Source organism: Variovorax paradoxus (assembly GCF_000834655.1).
GTDB classification, from domain to species: Bacteria; Pseudomonadota; Gammaproteobacteria; order Burkholderiales; family Burkholderiaceae_C; genus Variovorax; species Variovorax paradoxus_F.
This window is the reverse complement of record NZ_JXQQ01000008.1, coordinates 228,442-242,626: the sequence shown is the minus strand read 5'-3', so window position 1 is coordinate 242,626 and position 14,185 is coordinate 228,442. Positions and strand designations below refer to the sequence as shown.

Below are 14,185 nucleotides of genomic sequence, written 5' to 3'. Positions count from 1 at the left end.
TGCATTGTAGGTATCGCCCTGCGGGCGCTCTATGCGCCTCTTGCGGGGTTCTGATGCTTTTCAACCCTTCGGCTGCGCCTTGGCGAAGCGCTCCAGGATCTCGACGAAGCTCGCGGCGGCCGGCGAGAGCGCGCGCCGCGCCGCGCTGTAGACGCACACCTCGCGGTGGAAGTCGGGCGACTCCAGCCGCACCATCTGCAGCCCGTGTGCGCGTACCAGCGGCGCCGAATAGGTCGGGCACACGGTGAGCCCGAGCCCCGCGGCCACCATGCCGAGCGCGGTCGTCATGTACGACACCTCCTGGGTGCCGGGGCGCAGCATCAGCTCGCGGTCCGCCGGGGCCAGTTCGGGCAGCACGCGCTGGCGGAAGTCGCGCGTGGGCGCGATGAAGGTGCAGGGGCCGAGCTCGTGCCAGCGCACCTTGCGGCGCCTGGCAAAGGCGTGGTCGGGCGGGCAGATCAGCCAGTGCCGGTCGCGCAGCAGCGTGCGGCGGTCGATGGTGGCGTCCACCGCCACGTCCTGCCCGACCGCCAGCTCCACATCGCCAGCGATCACGCCGGCCAGCAGGTGCTCGGGCAACGTGTCGGCCAGGCGCACGTCGACATCGGGATACGCCGCGCGATAGAGCGCGATCACGCGCGGCATCAGCGTGCAGGCCATGAGCTGCGGCGCCGCAAGACGTAGCAAGCCTTTCTTCTTGTCACGAAGATCGGTCACGCCGGCCACGGCGCTCGTGAGGTCGCCGAGGAGGCGATGTACCGAGGGCAAAAACTCGCGCCCGGCCTCCGAGAGTTGCACGCGCCGCGTATGGCGATCGAGCAGCTGCACGCCCATCTCGCGTTCGAGTTCGCGCACCAGCACGCTGAGTGCCGACTGCGTGAGATGCAGTTGCTGCGCGGCGGCGGTGAAGCTGCCGGCCTCGGCAACGGCGGCGAAGGCTCGCAGCTGGCGCAGGGTCAGATTCATACGTCTATTTCATCAATCGATGAATTAATTTCGATTGCATCATAAGACGCAGCATCGCCAAATAGCGGCTCCAACGGAGACCCGAATGCCGACGACCGCCAACACCGCGCCACCTGTCCGGGGCCTTCACCACTTCGCCTGGCGCTGCCGCGACAGCGAAGAGACCCGCCACTTCTACGAAGACCTGCTGGGCCTGCCGCTGGCGCACATCATCCAGAGCGACCACGTGCCGAGCACGGGCGAATACTGCCCCTACGTACACATCTTTTTCCAGATGCGCGACGGCTCCTACATCGCCTTCTTCGACCTTGGCGACGACACCGCCGCGCTGCCTTCGCCCAACACACCCGCCTGGGTCAACCACATCGCGCTGCGCGTCGACTCGGTGGACGACCTGCTGGCCGCCAAGGCGCGGCTCGAAGGCGCGGGTGTCGAGGTGCTGGGGGTGACCGACCACCACATCATCGAATCGATCTACTTCTTCGATCCCAACGGCATTCGCCTGGAACTGACGACGCCGACCGTGCCGCAGGCGGAGATGGATGCGCATGCGCGGCACGCGCGCGCGGACCTCGATGCGTGGACGGCGCGCAAGGCGGGGCTTCGTGCAGCAAAGGGCGCCTCGAATGTCTGACCTTCAACTCGCCGTCATCGACGTGAAGCCCGGCGCGGCGATGGAAAGCCAGTCGGGCCTGCAGTTGCTGCGCCCGCGCATCTACGGCGCGTACCGCGCGCCGCAGGGTCCGAAGAAGGTCGCGGCCATCGTGATGCATCCGACCAGTAATTTCATGGGCCACTACCTCATCGGTCCGCTGGCCGAGCGCGGCATCTGCTGCATGGGGTTGAACTCGCGCTTCGTGGGCAACGACACGGTGCTGCTGATGGAGCGCGCGATCCAGGACCTGGGCGCCGGTGTGCGGTACCTGCGCGAAGCCGGCTACGAGAAGGTGTTCCTCGTCGGCAACTCGGGCGGCGCAGCGCTCGCGGCCTTCTACCAGGCGCAGGCCGAGCACCTCACCGCCACGCATTTGCCCGACGGCGATCCGACGCACCTGCACCCGAGCGACCTGCCGCCGGTGGACGGCATCGCGCTGTGCGCCGCGCACCTGGGCCGCACGCGACTGATGCGCGACTGGATCGACCCCTCGGTCACCGACGAGCACGATCCCCTGTCGATGGACCCCGACCTGGACATGTACGACCCGCGGCATCGCGTGCCCTACGACGTCGAATTTCTCGCGCGCTTCAGCGCAGCGCAGAAGGCGCGGCTGGACCGCATCGAGCAGTGGTGCATCGACCGCCTCGCGTTGCTGCGCAACACGCCGGGCGCACCGCGCGACCAGACCTTCATCGTGTACCGCACGCATGCCGACCCGCGCTGCGTGGACCTGTCGCTCGATGCCAACGACCGCCTGCCCGGCAGCGTGTGGGGCGATGCGCGGCAAGTGAACTACTCGGCCAATGCGATGGGCCGAACCACTTCGCTCACCGCATTCCTCTCGCAATGGTCGTCGCGCTCGCAGGCCGATGGGCCGGTCAATCTCGCGCGCACCACGGTGCCCAAGCTGCTGCTGACCTACACGGGCGATCAATCCACCTTTCCGAGCACGCGCGACGCGTGGATGGCCGCGGGCGGCGCGCGCATCCGCAACGTCGACATCGTGGGCGGCAACCATTACCTGGCGGGCCAGCCCGAGCTGATCCCGCAAGCGGCGGACGCCATCGCCGGGTTCGCCCACGCGCTCTAGACGATCGATGGAAACCTTCGCGTTCGCACCGGCGTACGAGCTGCCGGCCTGGCCATTCGAGCCGCCGCCCGAACTGGGCAGCGGCGAGATCGTTCGCCATCCGATCGTGATCGTCGGTGCCGGCCCCTCGGGGCTCACGCTGGCCTGCGACCTCGCGCGACGCGGCGTGCGCGCGGTGCTGCTGGACGAGGACGACACCGTCGGCGTGCGCGGCGCGTCATCGCGCGGCATCTGCTATGCGCAGAAGAGCCTGGAGATCTTCGAGCGCCTGGGCATCTGCGGACGCATCGCGGCCAAGGGCATCACCTGGTCGTTCGGGCGCACCTTCTCGGGCGTCGAGGAGGTCTACAACTTCAACCTGCAGGCGGCGAGCGTCTCGAAGCAGCCGCCGTTCATCAACCTGCAGCAGTTCTATGTCGAGTGGTTCCTGGTCGAGCGCATCCTCGAGCTCGGGCTGACCGACGTGCGCTGGAAGAGCCGCGTGACGCGCGTCGAACAGCTGGCCGATGGCGTGCGCCTGGACATCGAGACGCCGGCGGGCAGCTACGCGATCGAGGCCGACCGGCTGATCGACGCGACCGGCGCCAACAGCCCGATCCGCACGCAGCTGGGCATCGAGGCGCATGCGTCGCGCAGCACCGACCGCTGGTGCATCAGCGACGTGCGCTTTGCCAAGCCGCTGCCCACCGAGCGCTGGACCTGGGTGGACGCGCCCTTCAACGAAGGCCGCGGCGTCTGGCAGCACCTGATGGCCGACGGCGTGTGGCGCATCGACTACCAGATGCCCGAGGACTGCGACACGGCCCACATCAGCCGCCCCGAAGTGGCGGGCGCGCGGCTGCGGGAGCAACTCGGGCCGGACGTGGAATTCGAGTTCGTCTGGATCGGCCCGTACGGCTACCGCGACCATCTGCTCGAGCGCTTTCGCCACGGCCGCGTGTTCTTCATCGGCGATGCGGCGCACGTGGTGAGCCCCTTCGGCGCGCGCGGCGGCAACAGCGGCATCCAGGATGCGGCGAACCTCGGCTGGAAGCTGGCGCTGGTCGCGCAGGGGCAGGCGGGCGATGCGCTGCTCGACAGCTACGACGCGGAGCGCCAGCCCGCCGCGCAGGAGAACCTGCGGGTGACCAGCCGCTCGGCGCGTTTCCTCGCGCCGCGTTCGCCGGCCGAGCACCTGCTGCGGCGGGCGGTGGTGGCGCTGGCGGCGCGCCATCCGTTCGCGCGGGCGCTGGTGAACACCGGGCGCATGTCGGTCGCCAACGACTACCCTGCCGCGCCGCAATTGCCCGAGGGCGGGCGCTCGCTGCAGAACCTGCCGATGCGCTGGGCCGATGGCCGCGAGACGTCGTTGATGCAGCTGCTGGCCGACGGCACCCGATGCATCGGCCTCTGGTTGAACCCCACGAGCGACGAAGCCAGGGAGGCGATGAACGCGACCGCATCGCTGCCGCTGCGCCTGCTCGCCATCGGCGGGGACAGCGGCTTGCCGACGCTGCAGGCCGACGAAAAATTGTCGGCCCACCTCGGCCTTCATGAAGCCGGCAGCTTCGTGCTCGTGCGCCCCGACGCCTACCGCGCCGCGACGCTTTCGAACGCCACGCCCGATGCCATCGCCGCCGCGCTGCGCACGGCCTTGGCCCTGCGCTGAAGGCCTACCAGCCCTGCCAGAGATGCAGCGGCAGGTACACCGCCATGCCTGCCAGCATCGTGCCGAGCACGCCGCGGCGCCAGAAGTAGTACGCGCCGCCGACGACGGCCGCATACAGGCGCGCATCGTGCAGCGTGGTGATCAGGTGGCCCTGCGTCATGACGATCTCGGGCGCGATCACGCCAGCCAGCGCCGCGGCCGGCGCGTAGTGCAGCGCGCGGTGCGCCCAGTCGGGCAGGCCCCAGGGACGGTCGAGGATGAAGAAGAAGCAGCGCGTGAGCACCGTGACGAGTGCCAGGCCGGCGATGACGCCCAGCGTCCACAGGTCGGTGCCTCTCACTTGGCGTCCTCCGCGTCGGGGTCGAGCCCGAACTGCTTCTCGAGCCAGAAGCACAGCAGCACCGCGGCACCGATGGCCACGACGATGTTGAGCTTGAGCGGCAGCGCATAGGCCGCGACGGCGGTGGCGCCGGCGATCAGCGCGGCCAGCACGCGCAACGGCGTCGTCGCCATCGAGCAGACGATCGCCACCAGGCTCAGCACGCCCGCGAAGCCCAGGCCCCAGGTCTGCGGAATGAAGTTGGCCAGCGCAATGCCCAGCAGGCTCATGCCCATCCACGAACACCAGGTCACGAAGTAGTTGCCGGTGAGGTAGGCCTCCTGCGACTGCTGCTCGGCAAGGGTCACGGGGGGCGCAGGGTACTGCTTCGTGAAGAGCGCGTAGCTCAGGTCCGCCGTCAGGTAGCCGTGCGTGAGGCGCCGCCAGCGCGGCATGTGCATGAGGTAGGGCCGCAGGTGCAGGCTGAAGACCACGAAGCGCAGGTTGACGCAGAAGCCCGTCGCCAGGATCACCCACGCCGGCGCGCCCGCGAAGAGCAGCGGAATGGCCGCAAGCTGCGAACTGCCGGCATAGACGAACAGCGTCATCGCCACCGCCTCGACCACGCTCATGTTCGACTTGACCATGGCCACGCCGGTCATCAGGCCCCAGGCACCGATGCCCAGCGCGGCCGACGACATGTCGCGGATGCCCTTGCGGAATTCGGGGCGCTGGCGGATGGCTTGCGAAAGAAACATCAGCCGAATACCTGCCCGGGCTTCAGGTCGAAGCCCCGCAGGAAATCGGCCACGGGCAAACGCTTGCCGCCCGGGCGCTGGAGCTCCGTGAGCATCACGCCGGCATCGCCCGCTGCCACCGCGACGCCGGTGTCGCTGACGGCCAGGATCGTGCCTGGCGCGGCCGAGGCATCGGCGGGCACCGCGTGTGCGGTCCAGAGCTTGACGGTCTCGCCGTCGAGCGGGCTGTTGGCGCCCGGAAACGGATCGAATGCCCGGATGCGTCGCACGATGGCATCGGCGGACTGGGCCCAGTCGATCTGCGCCTCGTGTTTTTCGACCTTGTTGGCGTAGGTGACGCCCTCGGCCGGCTGCGGCGTGCGGGTCAAGCTGCCGAGGTTCGCCAGTGCTTCTACGATCATCCGGCCGCCGAGCGCGGCCAGGCGGTCGTGCAGGCGGGCGGTGTTGTCGGCGCCGATGGCGACGGCTTCGCGCAGCAGCATGTCGCCGGTGTCCAGGCCAGCGTCCATCTGCATGATGGTGATGCCGGTTTCCGGGTCGCCGGTTTCGATGGCGCGGTGGATGGGCGCCGCGCCGCGCCAGCGCGGCAGCAGGCTCGCGTGGATGTTCAGGCACCCGTGCGCGGGCAGGTCGAGCACCCACTGCGGCAGGATGAGCCCGTAGGCAGCGACCACCATCACGTCGGGCTGGGCCTCCTGCAGGGCATCGCGACCGATGGCTGCTTCGTCGGGGTATTTGCCGTCCAGGCGCAGGCTCCGTGGCTGCGCGACCGGCCAGTTGTTGGCGACGGCGCACTGCTTGACGGGGGATGCCTGCAGCTTCATGCCGCGACCCGCAGGCCGGTCGGGCTGGCTCAGCACCAGGACGATGTCATGGCCGGCGGCGGCGATGGCCTCCAGGGCGACGCGCGCGAACTCGGGCGTGCCCGCAAAAGCGACCTTGAGCCGGCTCAATCCCGGACCCGTTCGAATTCGAGGTCATCCCCCGTGTGATAGCGACGGACCACGCCGGTCGGGTCGATATAGATATAGAGCATGCGCCGCTCGTTCACTGCCTTGTAGCGCCATGTCCAGACGACGCCGTCGAAGGAGCTCACGCGGTCGATCTGGTACGGACGGCCGTAGAACGCCATGACATCGTTCTGGCGCCACTGGTTGACCTTGATGTCGTAGCCGAAGCGTGCTTCGTTGAGCACCTGGGTCACCGAGACCACCTTGCCCGAGGCGTCCACATCGATGTCGGTGACCTCGAAGCCGGCCGGCATGCGCGAATACTGCAGGCGCTCGCCGCCGTTGTTGAGCGGATAGCGGCCGGTGGGCGCACCCAGGCGCTGCAGGGTGTCGGCGGCCGTGGCGCCGGGCTGGACGCGGGTAGGCTCGTTGGCACAGCCGGCAACGGCCGCAAGAACCGCCAATGCCGCGAGGGAGCCGAGGCTGCGCAATGTCATGAGGTTCAGGCCCGTTCGCGCATTTCTTCGCGCTGTTGCTTGAGCAGCTTGCTCTTGATGCGGTTGCGCTTGAGAGGCGAGAGGTATTCGACGAAGACCTTGCCCAGCAGGTGGTCGAGTTCGTGCTGGATGCACACGGCCAGGAGGCCCTCGGCCTCGATGGTGCGCATTTCGCCGTTTTCGTCGAGCGCCTGGACCTTGACCGAGGTGGAGCGCATCACGCCGTCGTAGATGCCAGGCACGGAGAGGCAGCCCTCTTCGTTGAGTACCTTCTCGTCGCTCGCCCAGGTTATTTCGGGGTTGATCAGCACGATCGGCTTGTTGCGCTCTTCGGAGACATCGATGACGACGAGCCGCTCGTGCACGTCGACCTGGGTGGCCGCCAGGCCGATGCCTTCGGCGTCGTACATGGTCTCCAGCATGTCGGCAACCAGGGCCTTGACGCGCGCATCGACGCCCTGCACCGGCTTGGCCACCGTGTGCAGGCGCTTGTCCGGGTAACTCAGAATGATTCGTTTGGCCATGAAATCGGGGGGAAGTTGTGGCTATTTTCGCCAATTCCGCGACGCCGGGCGCCCCGCAGGCCCGAAAACGTTGCCCTTCCAAGGGCTTCGGGCGCAGAATTCGTAGCAAATTGTGAGATTCGTATGCGCAGCGATACGTCGCGCGCTCACCCATCCAGACATGAAAAAGCTCAGATCCACCGAACGCCAGCGCCCCAATCTCTTCGCCACGCTGACCGCCCTGGCGGTAATCGGCAGTTGCGGCGCCACCACGGCCTGGGCACAAAACTATCCTGTCACACCTCAGCAGCGCGCCACCGCACAGCAGACCGCCCAGGCGGGCGTTCCGCTGAGCGAGCTGTCGCCCCGGGCACCCGACGAATACACGGTCAAGCCCGGCGATACGCTCTGGGCCATCTCCCGCCTCTACCTGCTGCGCCCCTGGCGCTGGCCGGAGCTGTGGGGCATGAACATCAACGAGATCGCCAACCCCCACCGCATCTACCCCGGCCAGGTTCTCTACCTGGACAAGAGTGGCGGCCGGGCACGCCTGACCACCCGCCGCGGCGGCGTGAGCGGCGACGGCGGCACCATCAAGCTGTCACCACGCACCCGTTTCGATTCACTGGCCGGCATGGCGTTGCCCACGCTCAACCCGAGCCTGATCGAACCCTTCCTCAGCGAGCCGATCGTCGTGGACGCCAACACGCTAGATAGCGCGCCGCGCATCGTCGCCGGCAACGACAGCCGCGTGCTGCTGTCGCGCGGCGACCGGGCCTACGCCCGCGGCAACCCCGAGACGCCGCTGGTCGAGGTGCCGGGCCCCGTGCAGCACTACCGCATCTTCCGCAACGCCACGCCACTGAAGGACCCGGGCACGGGCGAGATCCTCGGCTACGAGGCGCAGTACCTGGGCAAGGCCCAGCTGCAGCGCGGCGAGTCGACCACCATCGAGACGGTCGACGACAAGGACATCATCACGGTCGTTCCGGCCAGCATCGACATCGTGGCGTCGCGCGAAGAAATGCGCGCCGGCGACCGCCTGCTGCCCGAGCCGCCGCGCCAGCTCTTGAGCTACGCGCCCCGCGCGCCTTCGACGCAGGTCGACGGCCGGATCATCTCGGTCTACGGCAACGCGGTGCAGTTCGCGGCGCAGAACCAGGTGGTGGCCATCAACAAGGGCACGCGCGACGGCATCGACAGCGGCCACGTGCTGGCCATCCTGAAGAACGGCGAAACCATCCTCGACCGCACCGGCGCGCGCAAGGAAACCATCAAGCTGCCGAACGAACGCATCGGTCTCCTGATGGTGTTCCGCACTTTCGAGAAGGTCTCTTACGCCCTGGTGCTGGAGATCAACGACACGCCGAAGGCGGGCGACTTCCTCGTCAACCCCTGATCGGCTTTCCGGCGCCCACGTCCTCGCCCGTACCCGTTTGGAACGCGCAGAACTCGCAGGCTGGCTGCGGCTTTCACTGACGCCGGGCATCGGCGACGGCACCGCGCGCAAGCTGCTCGCGGCCTTCGGCCTGCCCGAAGGGGTTTTCGGGCAAGGCAATGCCGGGCTGCGGCAGGTCGTCAGCTCGGCGCAGGCAGATGCCCTCCAGCAGGCACCCCAAGGCCTTCAGGCGGCGGTCGACCAGACCTGGCAGTGGCTGCAAACGGCCGACGCCAGCGGCGTCACCCGCCGCCTCGTCACGCTTGGCGATGCCGGCTACCCCGCGTCGCTGCTCGAGATGGCCGACCCGCCGCTGATGCTCTATGTGCTGGGCGCCGCGGACTTCGACCTCACGCAGCTGCAGCACAGCGTCGCCGTCGTCGGCAGCCGCAACCCGACGCCGCAAGGCGCCACCAACGCGCGCAGCTTTGCCCGCGCGCTGGGCGATGCGGGGGTGCCCGTGATCTCTGGACTGGCGCTGGGGGTCGATGGCGCGGCGCACCAGGGCGCGCTCGATGCCGCCGGCGATGCGCCGCGGCTCGCCACGGTGGCCGTGGTCGGCACGGGCCTGGACCGCGTGTACCCCGCGCGGCATCGCGACCTCGCGCACCGCATCACCCTGCAGGGGCTGATCGTGAGCGAGCTGCCGCTCGGCACGCCGCCCCTCACGCAGAATTTTCCGAAGCGCAACCGGCTGATCGCGGGTCTGGCGCGCGGCACGCTGGTGGTCGAGGCGGCGTTGGCGTCCGGCTCGCTCATCACCGCACGGCTCACCTCGGAGCAGGGCAAGGAAGTGTTCGCCATCCCGGGCTCGATCCACTCGCCGCAATCGCGTGGCTGCCATGCGCTGATCCGCCAGGGCGCCAAGCTGGTCGAGTCGGTGGCCGACATCCTCGAAGAACTGCCCCCGCTGCGCACGAACGGCGTGGCAAACGCCGCAGCCTCGAACGGACACGGCGGCAATGACGCACCAGCCTCCGAAGACCCGCTGCTCGACGCGCTCGGCTTCGAACCCGTGAGCCTCGATGCCCTCAGCGCGCGCACCGGATGGAGCGCAGCCGCGCTGCAGGCCAGGATGCTCGAGCTCGAACTGGACGGGCACATTTCACGACTGCCCGGCGGACTCTTCCAACGAATGGCTTCCACCTAGCCTGCCACGCACATTCGTGGGCTATATTGGGCTCATGTTCGAAGTGCTTGTTTTTGTGTACGAAAACTATTGGCGCGGCGATGCCTGCCCCGAACCCGAACAGCTGGGCCGCAAGCTCAGCGCCCACGGCTTCGAGGCAGACGAGATTCGCGATGCCCTGCACTGGCTCGACGGCCTGAGCCTCGCAACGCAGGGCATACAGCTGGAACTCGACCCCGACGACGATGCCACCGCAACGATCAGCTTCCGCGGAGCCCCCGAAGCCTCGTTGCCCCAATCCGACGACGCCATGCGCGTCTATTCCCAGGCCGAGCAGGAGCACCTGGGTGCCGAATGCCTCGGCTTCATCCGTTTCCTCGAACTGTCGGACGTGCTGTCGTGTGGATTGCGCGAGATCGTGATCGAACGCGCGATGGCGGCACCGGGCGATCCGGTGGCGCTCGACGAACTCAAGATCATCGTGCTCATGGTTCACTGGAGCACCGGCATCGAGCCCGATGCATTGGTGCTCGACGAGCTCTGCGAAAGCCGCGAAGGCCGTATCGCGCATTGAGCTGGGCTCGCCCCCAGGCTTCGCGCACTTCGTGTCGCTACGCCAACCCCTTACCGGGGGCAGCGCCTGCGGCCCGGCAAAGCCGGTTCCGCGGCACTCTTGAAAAGGGACCGCAGCTCGCTAGTTCAGCAAACGCTCGGGGTTGGCATCGAGCTTCGCCAGCGCCTCGCGCGTGGCGCGCACCGTGAGCGTTTCTTCCTCGGCCGGCACCAGGAGGCCCGCCTGCAGGTAGGTTGCCAACCGGCCCGCCTGGATCAGGAAGCTGCGACCATCTGCGGTGGCGAACAGGTGCAGCTGCTTCCTGTCGCTGCGCCAGACGAACTGCACCTGGCTCACGCGGTCGTTGTGGTCCAGCATGAACCAGTTGCCCACCTGCAGTTCGTGCGCCCAGGCCAGCATGTCCTCGGGCACCTGCACGCCGGCGGCATCGGGCACCACCTCGATCGATGCGGCGTCCACCCCCAGCAGCAGTTCGATGCTGTGGGCATCGAGCGGCAGGTCGGCGGTGCCGCCGATGTCGCTCACGAAATCTTCCAGGTGCGCCAGGCGCTCGGCCATGGCTTCGATCTTGGCCTGTGGAATGGCCTCGGTCTTCGAGAGGAACGCATCGGACAGCGTGGCGCCGATGGTCTTGATGTGCGCTTCCTGCGGCTCGTCGACGATGCCCAGGAGCGCCATGCCCTGGCGCAGGCGCTGCAGGAGCTGCGGCAAATCCTGGATAACGCGGGCGCGGTCGGTGCGGTTGGGCTTGGCGCTCGCGGCCCAGACCAGCTCGGAGGCCACGCGCTTGAGCATGACCGTCTGCTCGCCCTGCGCACCGTAGCGCAGCGCGGCAATCGCCAGCACCTCGGCCCAGACCTTGAACAGAAACTCGCGGATCTCGTCGCGCACCGGCATGTCGTTGAGCATCTTGCGCAACTCGATGGTGTACTGGATCGCCATTGTCTCCTTCTGCTCGACCTGCTGCGCGACGCTCATCACGCGCTGCGTGGTGTCGCTCTGCGTGAGGTAGCGGTTGAGGAAGGCGACGAACTCGTCGAACACGAGCTTGAACACGCGCTGACCAGTCTCGGGGTACTGCTCGATCACCTGCACCACGCGGCGGATCTCGCCCTCGAGCGCGCTGCCGGTGATGGCGGCCGCATCGAAGCCCATCACGCAGGAGCCCATGCGGTCGATCAGCATGCGCGCGGGGTGCTGCAGCGTCCCGAAGAATTCGGGCTCGGCGATGGCCACGCGCAGCACCGGCATTTGCAGCCGCGCGAACCACACGCGCGCCGAGAACGGAATCCGCTCTTCCGCGAGGATGGCCTGGAACATGAGCGCGACGATCTCGACGGTGGCCTTGTCGGCCGTGGTGGGCGCGCGCTTCTTGAGTTCGGCGCTGCGCCGGCGCAGGTCGACTGCGGTCTGCTGGATCAGCGTGGCCTGCTCGCCGGACGCCTCCATGTACTGCGTGGCCGCCATGCGGTAGGCGGCCTCGGCGTCGGCGATGGCGCCGGCAAAGGTCCTGGAGAACGCTCGGGGCCCGGTGCTGCCGCCAACGCCGGCGCCAGCCACGTTGCCGCCGCCCGAGCCGGGGCCGGTCGCACGTCCCGCCTGTGCGGTGGCGGCGATCGAGTTCTGGGCGCTGACGATGGTGGTGTCGCCGCCGATGCGCGCGGTGACGAAGCGCTTGAGGCTCAGAAGCGCGGTCTGCGCGCGCTGCCGCGCGATCGTGAGCGGCGAGCCACCGATGGTCGACGACGTGGACATCGGCACGGAGACGTGCTGCTGTTGCGGCGCCTGGGCGCCGAAGCCGGATCGCTGCTGGCCGCCGCCGTCCATCGGTGCGGTGCCCGTCCCCGCTCCGCCCGCGACCGAACTGTTGCCGCCGCCGGCATTGCCGGTGCGCCGCACGAAGCTCTTGAGGTCGATCTCCTGCATCACGCCATTGGCGATCAGGTGGGCATTGGCGCTCTCGTAGGCTTTCACGACCACATCGAGCAACTGCTGCTGCACCGTGTCCTGGATGCGGCTCCAGAGCTCGCGGCTGAGACCCGCGGCCAGCCACTGCTCCACCAGCAGCCTGGCCAGCGTCTCGGGCTTGAGCACGTCCTTCGAATCGAGTTCGCTGGTGCCTTCCAGGTGCTGGATGCGCAGCCGCAGGTCGCTGAGCTCGAAGCTCGCCTTGTCGTGGATCACCTGCGCCAGGCGCGAGGCGAGGATGTTGGTCTCGACGACCTCGTCGCCGATGAGCTCGAGCCGCAGCGCCGTGGGAAAGCTCGTGAGCCCGCCGGTCTGGCCGGAAGCGCCCAGGGCCTTGCGCCAACTCGTCTGCGCGAGGGTCACCCATTGGGTGGCCTGCCCCTGGAACGCCACGAAATCGTCGCGGTGCTCCTGCATCGCGCGGGCGTTGCTTACCTCGGAAGCCAGCTGCGTCAGCCGGTCGCGGATCGCGCGGGCCAAGGGGACGATGGCCCCTTCCGTGGCCAATACGAAACGCTCACGCGTCTCGCGTGCGAGCTGCAGGGAAGAGGCGGACCGCGCAATGCTCATTGAAAGATCGGGAAGGCCAGGGGAGAACTTTGTTCGTCAGCAACAACCGCGAGCTTGCATCGGGAAGCGTCACCGCACAAGTGCGGAGAATGCCCAGCGTTGCACGCGAACAGCGGTGCGGCCCTGCCGCCCCGCTTTTGTTGAACCCTGAAGTATCCGTCAGACCACCGCGCCGGCGTTGGGGTCGTCTTCGGATTCGCCGTCGCGCTTGGTCGGGCCGCCCTTGATCAGGTCTTCGCGCTTCACGCCCAGCCACATCGCGATGGCAGCGGCCACGAAGCACGAGGAATAGATGCCAAAGCAGATGCCGATGGTGAGCGCCAGGGCGAAGTAATGCAGCGTCGGGCCGCCGAAGAAGAACATCGACAGCACCACCAGCTGCGTGGAGCCGTGGGTGATGATCGTGCGGCTGATGGTCGAGGTGATCGCGCTGTCGATCACTTCGGCCGTTGTCATCTTGCGGTAACGGCGGAAGTTCTCGCGCACCCGGTCGAAGATCACGACCGATTCATTCACCGAATAGCCCAATACCGCCAGCACCGCCGCCAACACCGCCAGCGAGAACTCCCACTGGAAGAAGGCGAAGAAGCCCAGGATGATCACCACGTCGTGCAGGTTGGCCAGAACGGTAGCCAGCGCAAACTTCCATTCGAAGCGAAACGCCAGGTAGATCATGATGCCCACGACCACCATGGCGAGCGCCTTCAGGCCGTTGCTGGTGAGCTCGTCGCCCACCTGCGGCCCGACGAACTCGTTGCTGCGCAGCTCGACCGTCGGCTCGACCGCCTTCAGCGCGCCCATCACCTGGTCGCTCTGCTGGGTCGAGGTCATGCCCTTGTGCACGGGCAGGCGGATCTGCACCGAGGTGCCGAAGCTCTGCACCTGCACCTCCTGGTAGCCCAGCTTGGCGACGACGTCGCGCACCTTGCCGACGTCGGCCGACTGCTTGTAGGCCACTTCCATCACCGTGCCGCCGGTGAACTCCACCGACAGGTGCAGCCCGCGGTGGAACAGGAAGAACACGGCCAGCGCGAAGGTGACGAAGGAAACGATGTTCAGCACCAGCGCGTGGCGCATGAACGGGATGGTCTTGTGGATCCGGAAGAATTCCATGGCT

Annotated in this window: 14 protein-coding genes; 6 read left to right on the top strand and 8 right to left on the bottom strand. The window is 67.9% G+C overall.

The features are described 5' to 3' along the window. Positions 1–60 precede the first annotated feature (60 nt). Positions 61–966, bottom strand: a complete 906-nt coding sequence (locus RT97_RS03660; RefSeq protein WP_042577428.1) for a LysR family transcriptional regulator — start codon at positions 964–966, stop codon at positions 61–63. A gap of 85 nt (positions 967–1,051) precedes the next feature. Between RT97_RS03660 and RT97_RS03655 the strand changes: the two genes are divergently transcribed. From RT97_RS03655 to RT97_RS03645, 3 genes are read left to right on the top strand one after another with little or no spacing between them, the layout of a single operon-like run. Next, positions 1,052–1,600 carry a VOC family protein gene (locus RT97_RS03655; RefSeq protein WP_042577427.1) on the top strand — a complete coding sequence of 183 codons (549 nt, stop codon included), beginning with the start codon at positions 1,052–1,054 and terminating at the stop codon, positions 1,598–1,600. Beyond that, entirely contained in the window at positions 1,593–2,714 is a 1,122-nt protein-coding gene (locus RT97_RS03650) for an alpha/beta hydrolase family protein (protein WP_042577426.1), read from the top strand. Before RT97_RS03655 ends, RT97_RS03650 begins: the two co-directional genes overlap by 8 nt. 7 nt (positions 2,715–2,721) lie before the next feature. Next, positions 2,722–4,362, top strand: a complete 1,641-nt coding sequence (locus tag RT97_RS03645) for an FAD-dependent oxidoreductase (RefSeq protein WP_042577425.1) — start codon at positions 2,722–2,724, stop codon at positions 4,360–4,362. Between the two features lie 4 nt (positions 4,363–4,366). Here the strand turns inward: RT97_RS03645 and RT97_RS03640 are convergent, their stop codons facing one another. Genes RT97_RS03640 through def form a run of 5 tightly spaced genes read right to left on the bottom strand, consistent with a single transcriptional unit; the run spans position 4,367 to position 7,410 of the window. Beyond that, positions 4,367–4,702, bottom strand: a complete 336-nt coding sequence (locus RT97_RS03640) for an AzlD domain-containing protein (RefSeq protein WP_042577424.1) — start codon at positions 4,700–4,702, stop codon at positions 4,367–4,369. After that, entirely contained in the window at positions 4,699–5,439 is a 741-nt protein-coding gene (locus RT97_RS03635) for an AzlC family ABC transporter permease (protein WP_042577423.1), read from the bottom strand. The genes RT97_RS03640 and RT97_RS03635 overlap by 4 nt, the downstream gene beginning before the upstream one ends. After that, positions 5,439–6,392 (bottom strand): methionyl-tRNA formyltransferase, encoded by a 954-nt coding sequence (fmt, locus tag RT97_RS03630; protein ID WP_042577422.1) that lies wholly within the window; start codon positions 6,390–6,392, stop codon positions 5,439–5,441. Before fmt ends, RT97_RS03635 begins: the two co-directional genes overlap by 1 nt. Next, complete coding sequence (locus RT97_RS03625) at positions 6,389–6,886, bottom strand: hypothetical protein (RefSeq protein ID WP_042577421.1); 498 nt, start codon at positions 6,884–6,886, stop codon at positions 6,389–6,391. The genes fmt and RT97_RS03625 overlap by 4 nt, the downstream gene beginning before the upstream one ends. A gap of 5 nt (positions 6,887–6,891) precedes the next feature. Continuing rightward, positions 6,892–7,410, bottom strand: a complete 519-nt coding sequence (gene def / locus RT97_RS03620; protein ID WP_042577420.1) for a peptide deformylase — start codon at positions 7,408–7,410, stop codon at positions 6,892–6,894. A 160-nt stretch (positions 7,411–7,570) separates the two neighbouring features. Here def and RT97_RS03615 point away from each other — a divergent pair, with 160 nt between their 5' ends. The 3 genes from RT97_RS03615 to RT97_RS03605 are packed head-to-tail and all read left to right on the top strand — an operon-like array spanning position 7,571 to position 10,530. Beyond that, positions 7,571–8,788, top strand: a complete 1,218-nt coding sequence (locus tag RT97_RS03615; protein ID WP_042577419.1) for a LysM peptidoglycan-binding domain-containing protein — start codon at positions 7,571–7,573, stop codon at positions 8,786–8,788. Between the two features lie 37 nt (positions 8,789–8,825). Further along, positions 8,826–9,977 carry a DNA-processing protein DprA gene (gene dprA, locus RT97_RS03610; RefSeq protein WP_042577418.1) on the top strand — a complete coding sequence of 384 codons (1,152 nt, stop codon included), beginning with the start codon at positions 8,826–8,828 and terminating at the stop codon, positions 9,975–9,977. Positions 9,978–10,011: 34 nt separating this feature from the next. Further along, entirely contained in the window at positions 10,012–10,530 is a 519-nt protein-coding gene (locus RT97_RS03605; RefSeq protein WP_042577417.1) for a DUF494 family protein, read from the top strand. A 120-nt stretch (positions 10,531–10,650) separates the two neighbouring features. On the opposite strand, the gene RT97_RS03600 is transcribed toward RT97_RS03605, so the two are convergent. Further along, positions 10,651–13,068: a DUF1631 family protein gene (locus RT97_RS03600; RefSeq protein ID WP_042577416.1), complete on the bottom strand. Its 2,418-nt coding sequence runs from the start codon at positions 13,066–13,068 to the stop codon at positions 10,651–10,653. Between the two features lie 159 nt (positions 13,069–13,227). Next, the gene (secF, locus tag RT97_RS03595; protein ID WP_042577415.1) at positions 13,228–14,181 is read right to left on the bottom strand and encodes a protein translocase subunit SecF; all 954 of its coding nucleotides are present in this window, start codon (positions 14,179–14,181) and stop codon (positions 13,228–13,230) included. Positions 14,182–14,185 lie beyond the last annotated feature (4 nt).

What these genes read in the sequence shown, in the direction of transcription:
- RT97_RS03660 (WP_042577428.1), bottom strand. Translation starts at nt 966, where the DNA reads ATGAATCTGACCCTGCGCCAGCTGCGAGCCTTCGCCGCCGTTGCCGAG.
- RT97_RS03655 (WP_042577427.1), top strand. Translation starts at nt 1,052, where the DNA reads ATGCCGACGACCGCCAACACCGCGCCACCTGTCCGGGGCCTTCACCAC.
- RT97_RS03650 (WP_042577426.1), top strand. Translation starts at nt 1,593, where the DNA reads ATGTCTGACCTTCAACTCGCCGTCATCGACGTGAAGCCCGGCGCGGCG.
- RT97_RS03645 (WP_042577425.1), top strand. Translation starts at nt 2,722, where the DNA reads ATGGAAACCTTCGCGTTCGCACCGGCGTACGAGCTGCCGGCCTGGCCA.
- RT97_RS03635 (WP_042577423.1), bottom strand. Translation starts at nt 5,439, where the DNA reads ATGTTTCTTTCGCAAGCCATCCGCCAGCGCCCCGAATTCCGCAAGGGC.
- RT97_RS03625 (WP_042577421.1), bottom strand. Translation starts at nt 6,886, where the DNA reads ATGACATTGCGCAGCCTCGGCTCCCTCGCGGCATTGGCGGTTCTTGCG.
- def (WP_042577420.1), bottom strand. Translation starts at nt 7,410, where the DNA reads ATGGCCAAACGAATCATTCTGAGTTACCCGGACAAGCGCCTGCACACG.
- RT97_RS03615 (WP_042577419.1), top strand. Translation starts at nt 7,571, where the DNA reads ATGAAAAAGCTCAGATCCACCGAACGCCAGCGCCCCAATCTCTTCGCC.
- RT97_RS03605 (WP_042577417.1), top strand. Translation starts at nt 10,012, where the DNA reads ATGTTCGAAGTGCTTGTTTTTGTGTACGAAAACTATTGGCGCGGCGAT.
- RT97_RS03600 (WP_042577416.1), bottom strand. Translation starts at nt 13,068, where the DNA reads ATGAGCATTGCGCGGTCCGCCTCTTCCCTGCAGCTCGCACGCGAGACG.
- secF (WP_042577415.1), bottom strand. Translation starts at nt 14,181, where the DNA reads ATGGAATTCTTCCGGATCCACAAGACCATCCCGTTCATGCGCCACGCG.